This window comes from Variovorax rhizosphaerae (genome assembly GCF_037889975.1).
Taxonomy (GTDB): Bacteria; Pseudomonadota; Gammaproteobacteria; order Burkholderiales; family Burkholderiaceae_C; genus Variovorax; species Variovorax rhizosphaerae.
On the sequence record NZ_JBBKZT010000075.1, the window covers coordinates 1 to 7,421 of the forward strand.

General features: G+C 62.5%; 6 protein-coding genes and 1 pseudogene. 1 reads left to right on the forward strand and 6 read right to left on the reverse strand.

Translation table 11 applies throughout. From position 1 onward, the window contains the following. Nucleotides 1-170: 170 nt before the first annotated feature. Nucleotides 171-1,115, reverse strand: coding sequence for a PDDEXK nuclease domain-containing protein (locus tag WKW82_RS39975; RefSeq protein ID WP_340348760.1), 945 nt, complete (start codon nt 1,113-1,115; stop codon nt 171-173). A 954-nt stretch (nt 1,116-2,069) separates the two neighbouring features. On the opposite strand from WKW82_RS39975, the gene WKW82_RS39980 reads away from it, so the two are divergent. Further along, entirely contained in the window at nt 2,070-2,627 is a 558-nt protein-coding gene (locus WKW82_RS39980) for a YbaN family protein (protein WP_340348761.1), read from the forward strand. 1,278 nt (nt 2,628-3,905) lie between these two features. Here WKW82_RS39980 and WKW82_RS39985 read toward each other — a convergent pair. From WKW82_RS39985 to WKW82_RS40005, 5 genes and pseudogenes are all read right to left on the reverse strand, one after another. Further along, nucleotides 3,906-4,016, reverse strand: coding sequence for a DUF3606 domain-containing protein (locus WKW82_RS39985; protein ID WP_340348766.1), 111 nt, complete (start codon nt 4,014-4,016; stop codon nt 3,906-3,908). A 112-nt stretch (nt 4,017-4,128) separates the two neighbouring features. Next, on the reverse strand, nt 4,129-4,308 hold the full coding sequence (locus tag WKW82_RS39990; RefSeq protein ID WP_340348762.1) for a DUF3606 domain-containing protein: 180 nt from the start codon (nt 4,306-4,308) through the stop codon (nt 4,129-4,131). 442 nt (nt 4,309-4,750) lie between these two features. Further along, nucleotides 4,751-6,388, reverse strand: coding sequence for an ATP-binding protein (locus WKW82_RS39995; protein WP_422823709.1), 1,638 nt, complete (start codon nt 6,386-6,388; stop codon nt 4,751-4,753). Beyond that, a pseudogene (locus WKW82_RS40000) lies at nt 6,377-7,014 on the reverse strand (PAS domain-containing protein); the annotation flags it as partial. The pseudogene WKW82_RS40000 and the gene WKW82_RS39995, both read right to left, overlap by 12 nt. Nucleotides 7,015-7,166: 152 nt before the next feature. Beyond that, nucleotides 7,167-7,421 (reverse strand): hypothetical protein (locus WKW82_RS40005; RefSeq protein ID WP_340348765.1); only part of this gene is annotated, 255 nt, incomplete at its 5' end.

The following is a 7,421-nucleotide window of genomic DNA, read 5'->3' on the forward strand; positions in this document are numbered from 1 at the left end:
CCTGCGCCCGCAATGCGTGCAATGAGCGGTGAGAGCACCGAAATGACCTGATGGAACCGCATGAATGCCGCTGCGCGGACTCGATTCCACCGCCCTCGCGTGACCCGACGTGCTGGATGAAGACCCGAGTCCGAATTGCAAGGGGAAAACGCGTGCCAATGAGCGGTTTTTCAACGGCCTGTTAACGCGTACTCGACTACCTCGTCGTCCTTGCTGGCACAAAGTAGGACTCCTAGTGCAGGGTTCTCGTGCGGCTTGCGGACATTGCGATCCAGCGCCTCGAGATAGAAGCTCAGCTTCCCCAGGTACTCGGGCTCGAAACGGCCTACCTTCAATTCGATCGCTACCAAGCAGTTCAGCCCGCGGTGAAAGAAGAGCAAGTCAATTGCAAAGTCTTGCTTGCCCACCTGGATCGGAAATTCGGTGCCGGCAAAGCAGAAGTCTCGCCCAAGCTCGATCAGGAAGTTTTTGAGCCTGGCGAGGAGTCCTTGGTGCAGGTCGGCCTCACTGTGTCCTTCGGGTAGGCCCAGAAACTCGAGCAGGTACGCGTCTTTGAAGACGCTGAGCGCTTGCGGATGGCTTTGTCTCACCACCGGTGAGACTTTTGCCGGCGTCAAGACCGCACGTTCGAATAGCGCGGTGGCGAACTGCCGTTCGAGCTCACGCTTGCTCCAGCGTTCGCGGGCAGCCGCGCGCAGATAGAACTCTCGCTCCTCTGCTCGTTTGCTTTGGCCTAGGATGATGAGGTTGTGGGTCCACGGAAGTTGTCTCACCAGTGGTGCGACTTTCTCGTCATCGCGGTAGGCTTCATAAAACTGCCGCATGCGAAAAAGGTTGGCGCGCGTGAAGCCTCGTAATCCTGGCTGCGTCTCAGCCAGGTGGCTCGCCAACTGTGTAACAACGCCGTCGCCCCACTCGGCTGCCGCGAGCTTGCGACTGATGTATTCCCCCACCTGCCAGTAAAGGTCGATCAGCTCGGTGTTGACCGCTTGATACGCCCGCTGCTTAGCGGCACGGATCAACCTGACGATCTCGGTGAAACTCGGTTCAACCGGGCGCTGGCGGCGGGGTGCCTTGACACCCGCCTTGCTATTCTTGATGCTGCTTTGACTCATGGCTCGACGAGTCTAAGCGCTCAGATCGAAAGCGCGGGGCGCTTCAAGGGGGATCTGGCGCAGTGGCCGCGTCTCCTCGCCATCGACGCCGCCTGCGGGCAACTCGATGCTTTTCAACGCGCGGTACCGGCGGCCCAGCTTGACATATCGTGACGGCGTGAGCGCCATTGGCGGACGCACTCGCATACAGTCGATGGTTCTCGCCGTTTGGACTCACTGCCGTACGAGCGCTAGATGCTTTCCTTCGCGTGCCACCATCGCCAACAACTGATCGCTCGCCATGTCATGAGCCGTCGAGAATGCAAGGATTGTCAAGGTCGCTTTGTGGACCTGTTCGGCCGTCAAGGCGCCCTGACCCACGCGGGATAGTCGAACGTGGACTGATCCGCGCAGCAAATCTTGATGGGAAGTCGCATTGACCTGCCGGTCAGGCGCCATATGCCGCGGCATTTTGAACTGAAGCCACGAACCGATGGGTATCGGGCACTTGCCTTTTCGGTGCGTGCTTTCAGGACGACTTCTTGTTCGAGCTCAGCTCGTTGTAAGAGCTTGACAACGAGATCTTCGAGTTGTCGCTGAAAATTCGACGAATGGCGTCTTGATTGCCACCACTCCAAGCAATCAAGGTCATTGACGTTCGTCGCCTCAAGCGGTGGGGCTCAAGCTGACGACACTCATCTGCCTGACGGGCGTGCGGACACGCCCATGATCACCCACGCCCCGACTTCAATGGGCCGACTTGATCCTCGCCGGAACGACACATCCAAAAGCCTTGGTACGCATTGCCGCCAGCAGCGTGCGTTCGGAGGCCGAACTGGTCCTTTCTTTGGCGCGACAACGTCTCCGATTGCACAATGCGTCTCATGCCTACCCACGGTGTCCAGAAGTTCGTGCAAATGCGGCCGGACACTTTGGGGATTGTGGGGCCACTCCCCACCACGAACGGAGGTCAACATGGCAAGGGACAATCCCGCCAACGCCGGCTTGGCCGCCGGTGGTGCACAGTGCGGCGGTCAGGCCATGACAGAGCGAGTGTCGGGCGAGGCGCGGCTGCAGCCGGCACGGCCGGAGCACGGGCAGGCGTCCCCGCTACCGGCCGACCCTGTGCTCCGGCGGATTGTCGCGACACTGCTGTGGCGTACGTTGGCCGTGCTTTGCCTGCTGCTGGGCCTGTTGGGCGTTTTCCTGCCCGTCATGCCGACAGTGCCCTTCGTGCTGGTCGCAGCGTGGGCCGCGGGCCGCGGTTGGCCGGCGCTGGAGTCGTGGCTGGTCGGGCATCCGCGCTACGGTGTCCATGTCCGCCAATGGCGCGAGGGCGGCTTTGTGCCGCGCAGGGCCAAATGGGCCGCCAGCATCGGGATGATGGGCAGTGCGATCCTGCTGCAGTTCCTGCCTGTGCCTCTGGCCGCCCGAATCGCCGTGCCGCTGTGCATGGCGCTGGTGGCTGCCTGGCTGTGGTCGCGCCCCGAGCCGCTGGCGGCCGTGGGCCACGAGCCGTTGGCGCGGCGATAGTGCTGGATCCGTGGGTGACAGTCATGCTGTCAATTGTTGCTCGTGGTACTGCGAGATGAGCCATACGACCCTTTGCAATTGACCGCCACCGAGCCCTTCGAGCGTCGCGCTATCACCGGAACGTCGCGCCGATCATCGGCCCATGGGATGTCCTGAAGCTGCGAACCCGACTTGAATTCATAGAAGATGTGGCGCCACATGAAGGTGATCCAAGGGCCCCTGTCCATTGCCGACCGGTGGAGCGTGCCCTATTCGGCTCGCACGAATGATTGATGTGTCGCGCCGCGTTTGGCCGAGTAGAACCTTGGCATAGGTCACGATAAGCGGGGATGATCGTGACCTCACTGTCGCGGGCGCGAGCTCGGCGGCCCGTGATCAAGACCGCAGCAATGCGACCGGCAGGATCCGGCCATCACCAGTCCTTGATTCGCTCCAAGCGAAGGGCAAGGTGGGACTACAAAGCATTAGGCGCCGAGCGCGGCGCAATCGGCACAACGCACAGAATCGCAAGACCTCAATGCGCCCACCCATGGACAGCGTTTCCCCCCAACTTACTTCACGCGCTCAACATCAGGAAGCCGCCACTGTTTCTCGAAAAACGCCTTGGTCGGCGCATAGGCCCTGAACATCAATCGAAACCGCGCTTCGGATCGGTCGGCACCCAGTTGGTCTCGGGGTTCTTCTGCATATCCGCGATCTGCGATCGCATGACCGTGCCGGCGAACGCGCCCGTAGAGCGATACGGGCACACCTCGATCGCGTGGTTTCTGAAGGGCGCGCTGGCCGATTCCTGCTAAGTCTGCGTGTCGTCGCCCCGTTCTAAGCGACGGCGTTCTTCATGCGAATTCGCGACAGCCTCCAGCTCGAGGAACCGCCGAAACTGCGGCGGGTGCTGAAGCATCCTCTACCAACGCCGTATGGCTGTCAGCGCGGAGAATACCTCGACTCTCTTAGGCTCTCCTGACCACTCAACCAAACCCATATCGAACGTGGTATCGATCGATTTTTGCCAGGCCAGTACAGTCTTGCGAATGGACCAAGACCCTGCACATTTCACCAGCGCGAAACTGTTGACCGGTGACTCGCTTCACCGGTCGCCTGAAGACATGCAGTGGCGCGTGACGTGCATCGGGATGACCATCTTCACCATACTTATCGTGGTAGCTCAGGCATGCTTCGCCGACTAAGACGCTGCACCAGAGCCCACGGCTGCAGCAAAGACGCGGTGAGCGAACGCGGCGCGGTACGGCCTCGCGGCGTTTGAGCCTCGAGCTGATGCTATCTTTTAGCCAGGTATTCGCGCACGGCTCGAAGGGAGTGGCCAACCTGGTGTACCGCTGCACGCAGTTCGGCTTCTGTCGCGTTCAGCGCCTTCTTCCACCACTGGATCTCGTGGGGTTATTCCAGCGAAATCAACTTCGCGTATTCAGCGGTCTCAATCGGATCGTCAGGCATGCGATCACCCTCGAGAAAAAGGCAATGGGATGGCCACAAGCGCAAATCATTTGTGAGTGGCGAGATAGTCGCGCACCCTTTCCGCGGACGGGCCAATAGCCAGTACAGCTCGGCGCAGTTCGATCTCGGTGCAGTTGAACGACTTGCACCAAAAGACAATCTCCTCGGGCTTGTCGAGCGAGATGAGGGTGACCCCTATGGGGGTGTTGGCGGAATCGTCGTCCATCGTGGTCTCCAGGGAACCGGCTTCACGGCGCTCAGCGGACGCCAAGGCCTGCAGATGGTCAACCAACTGTTTCCGTGCTGGCATGCTGATTCAACCCGTTCGTCTGACAGGAATTGTCCTGCCGAGGCCGCGTCGTCGCCACCTATGGCCCTTCCTGAATATCCGCCAATACCGCTGCCCAAGCGCCCCCCCGCCCTCGAGCAGCCCGGCTGGCTGTATGAGATCAATGTCTGACGCGCGCGAAAGTCTAATTATCACTGGATCCCGAGCGGCGACATCGGACTGCTTGGCATCGTGGCGGGACCCACACGGCAACTTCTCCAATTCCAGGAGGCGCTCCTACAGGTGGTGACGCCCTCACGGCAGAGACCGGCGATTCCGTCGCGTCGGACGAAAAATGCCGCGCTGATTTTTTGCCATCGACAGGGGATGCGGGACAACGCTAACGTCGCCCAATGCTTGCCACGGCTTCGTTCAAGGCTTCGAGCGACACGGGCTTGTTCAGGTGCAGGTCGAACCCTGCGGCCCTGGACTTTGCCGCGTCCTCCGTCCGTCCGAAGCCGGTGAGGGCAATCGCCGGCCATCGGCGGGCATGCGGCAGTTCGCGCAACCTGCTGATGAGTTCAAAGCCGTCCATGCCGGGCATGGCGATGTCCGAAATCACGAGGTCGAACTCGCCTTGCCTTGCTGCCTCAAGTGCCGCCTCGCCGCTGTCGGCGGTCGTGACCACGGCGCCTTCCAGGCCCAGAATTTCACCCAGGGTCTCGAGCGTGTGGAGGTCGTCATCCACGAGCAGGATGCGTTGATCGGCCAAGACCCCGTGCGAGACCAGTTGGAATCCGGGCACATTGCTGTCCAGCGTGCCCTCCAACAGCGGAAGACGCACCCTGAACGTGGCACCCTTGCCCGGACCCGCGGAGTCCGCCTCGACACTGCCGCCCTGCAGTTCCGCCAGGCTCTTGACAAGTGCTAGGCCAATGCCCAGGCCGCGTTCGCTGCGCGTGGTGGGCAGGTGGTCGCCCTGCTGGAACATGCCGAAGACCTGGCCGAGAAACTCTGGCGCGATCCCACGACCGTTGTCCCGCACTTCCAGCAGCGCCCAGGGACCGTCGCGGCCGAGCCGCACCTCGATCGTCCCGCCGGGCGGCGTGAACTTCAGCGCATTGCTCGCCAGGTTCCAGAAGATCTGCTCGACCCGCACCACGTCCGCGAAGACCGCGAGATCCTCGCCCTGCACGGACAGGGACAACTGCTTCGCCTCCGCGTCCTTGCGCAGCGCATCGGTGATCCGTTCGACGATCGGGCGCCATTGGACCGGCGACCGGTTCAGGGCCAGCTTGCCGGTCTGCAGGCGCGAGAGATCGAGCAGGTCATCGATGATCTGCGCCTGCGCATGGACCGTCCGGCGGATGGTGTCGGCAGCCCGCGACAGCCGCGGCGAATCCTGCACCTCGGGCGAGCGGCCGATCAGTTCGGCGCTCACCAAGATGAGGTTCAGCGGGTTCTTGAGTTCGTGCGACATCACGGCCAGGAACTCGTTGCGTAGCGCATGCGCAGCCTCGAGCTGCACCCGCACTTGCTTCTCGGCCTCGAGCAGCTCCTCGCGCTGGCGCTCCAGCAGCCGGCGCTCGGTCAGGTCGCGGGCGATCTTCGCAAAGCCCTGCGCATTGCCTTCGACCAGCGTGGTGGTGATGCCACTGCAATAGAAGCGGCTGCCGTCCTTGCGAATGTGCCAGCGTTCGTCGAGTGCGCGGCCATGCTCGCGGGCGCCGTGCAGCTCCTGCTCGGGCACGCCGGCGGTACGGTCCTCTGGCACGAAGAGGCGGCGAAAATGCTCTCCGAGGATCTCCTCGACGGCGTAGCCGAACATCAACTCGGCCCCCTTGTTCCAGCCCGTGACGCATCCTGCTTCGTCCAGCGTGATGACAGCGCAATCCCGGGTGCTTTCCGCGACCAGGCGCAGCCGCTCGTCGCGTGCGCGCACCTGCTCCTGCGCCGCGCGGCGCTCGGTTACGTCGATGAAGTTGAGCACCGCGCCGTCGATGCGGTCCTCGTTCGTGCGATAGGCCGAGATGCGCATGAGATACCAACGTCCATCGACAGACGCCACTTCCGCTCCAGTGGCTGCAGCGTAACCAGCACGTGCATGAGGTCATCGGTGAGGCTGCCCCCGTGGTCCAGGCGGTGGGTGATGTCGCCCAGCGGGCGTCCCTTGTCGCCCGGGAGAATGTTGAAGATGAGCGCACTCAATGGCGTGAAGCCATTGATGTGCATCTGCCGGTCGACGAACACGGTGGCGATGTTCATCGAGGTGATCAGGTTGCTCAGGTCGTCGTTGATCCGCGCGGTTTCCTCGACCTTGTTCTTGAGCTCGAAGTTGACCGTCGTGAGCTCCTCGTTGACCGACTGGAGTTCCTCCTTGCTGGTCTCGAGCTCTTCGGTCGCCGAGCGAAGCTCCTCGTTCATCGACTGCAGTTCCTCGTTGGACGCGCGCAGCGCCTCGGTGGAGCTGGCGGATTCGCCGACGCTGCTTTTCAACTCGCGTTGCAGCCGAAGCACTTCTTCCTCAAGGACCGTGTAGGCGGGCTCCGGCTCGCCCGCGCGTGCCTGCGCGTCGGCGTCCGGCTGCAGCATGAGGTCGACCTCGTCCAAGGCGACTAGCATGTGGCCGCCGTTGTCGGCGCCAACTGCGCCGCTTACCGTCATCTGCAGGACGATGCGGCCTTGCTCGCCATCGATGGCGACCGGCTTGGCCGCCACGCGCCGGCCGGAGCGCCCCGCGTAGAGGATGGCCGGGCACAGCGCGGAGGCCAGTTCCGGCAGCACGACCGCGAGGAGATCCTGGGTGGGAACGCCCGCTACATGCCGCAGTAACGCGAGGCGCCGGGACTCGTGTGCAGGATCTTGTCATGCGCGTCCACCACCACCGTGGCGCGATCGCCATCGTCGAGCAGGCGCTGATGCAACTGCGAGAGCGGCGGCACCACCAACCCCTTCTGCTCGTGGTTGGCGACAATTAGCTTTGCCGGTCGACGACAACTATCTTGGCCGGTTTTGTACCGGTGCCGGGCCGGTCCGGGAGGCGGGTTTAACGTGAGCCGATCGTCATTCAT